Source organism: Bacillus haikouensis (genome assembly GCF_013179555.1).
Taxonomy (GTDB): domain Bacteria; phylum Bacillota; class Bacilli; order Bacillales; family Bacillaceae_B; genus Rossellomorea; species Rossellomorea haikouensis_A.
Genome location: NZ_JABMCR010000550.1, coordinates 1 through 1,119, shown reverse-complemented (window position 1 = coordinate 1,119; position 1,119 = coordinate 1). Strand labels below are relative to the sequence as shown.

The window sequence follows — 1,119 nt, the reverse complement described above, 5'->3', positions numbered from 1 at the left end:
GGTTGGAGATCGCTCTCCATCGAGAACTTGTACATGTTCCCGAAGTTGTTTATTCTTCCATCTGTAGCGTTGTTCCAAAGCGAACACTCCTCTGGTGGAATGGTATTGTCAGTTTTATTTAAGTTCTTTCTTTAAAGGTCATTTTTGTGCAAAAAGCTTAGTAATCGCCCGATACTATTCGTTTATTGCGTTTTGTTTTCCAAAAGAAAGGGCTTACATTTATGTTAACATATTTTGTCTTTTAACGCAGTAAAGGTTTACAACAATAATGTGAATTTTCGATTAAGGAGGAGTTTACAAATGAAAGTTTCATCAAACATTGGGATCATCAATGCTTTAATTCGCATCACATTAGGCTTAACGATTCTGTCTTGGACTACGGCCAAACTTGTTAAACGTCCATGGAGAGATTCTTATCTCGTTATGGCGATGATCGGGGCCATGAAGGTGGCCGAAGGAATCCTGAGGTACTGCCCTGTCACAGATCTCCTGGACAAAAGCGGGGACAACGATGACAAGAAAAGCACCCGAGGTCTCGGAGGCTTGAAAGGTATGGATATGTTCAATGTTAAGGACATGTTGAAATCAAGCAAGAAGAAAAATGAATCCACCGGCTCCAGCAGTCACGACACCGAAAACAATACAACCGGAACAACGTCAGCAAAGAAAAACACCGACTTTAACCCGGAAGATCTGTCCAACAAGGAAGTTCAAGAAGCACTGAATGGCGACCTTGGCAAATCATCAAGTAAAACAAGCAGCTTCAATAACCAGGGATTCACACAAATTTAAGCTTGGGGGACGGGACTTTATTCACTAAAGACCCGTCCCCGTCACTTAAGTATTCTATTATATTCTAAGGAGATGCTAATTATGTTTTTCGAGTATCTGACTGATATGTCTTATGTGTTATTTTCGCTGATCGGCGGAATTATTGCGATTGCGTATGTGTTTATCCGCAGAACTAGGAAGAGACGCGTTCGATAGCCTTTTTGCCTATATCACTTCTGTAAAAGAGACCTAACCATTGAAGCTTTTTTAAGTGTTCATAAACGGATGCATGGGCTTTTTCCACTGTGTCTGCTTCGGCAGCAATCAACATTACCCTGCCTCCGTCAG

3 protein-coding genes are annotated in these 1,119 nt (G+C 41.4%); 2 read left to right on the top strand and 1 reads right to left on the bottom strand.

Going from position 1 to position 1,119, the window contains the following annotated elements; all coding sequences use genetic code 11:
- The first annotated feature begins 300 nt into the window (after nt 1–300).
- A complete protein-coding gene (locus HP456_RS25570) occupies nt 301–792 on the top strand; it encodes a YgaP family membrane protein (RefSeq protein WP_312857815.1) in 492 nt (163 codons plus the stop codon).
- 72 nt (nt 793–864) lie between these two features.
- A complete protein-coding gene (locus HP456_RS25730; RefSeq protein ID WP_376766251.1) occupies nt 865–987 on the top strand; it encodes an EYxxD motif small membrane protein in 123 nt (40 codons plus the stop codon).
- On the opposite strand, the gene HP456_RS24205 is transcribed toward HP456_RS25730, so the two are convergent.
- The coding region (locus HP456_RS24205) for a phosphoribosylglycinamide synthetase C domain-containing protein (RefSeq protein WP_281358135.1) at nt 965–1,119 on the bottom strand (155 nt) is incomplete at its 5' end. The genes HP456_RS25730 and HP456_RS24205 overlap by 23 nt on opposite strands.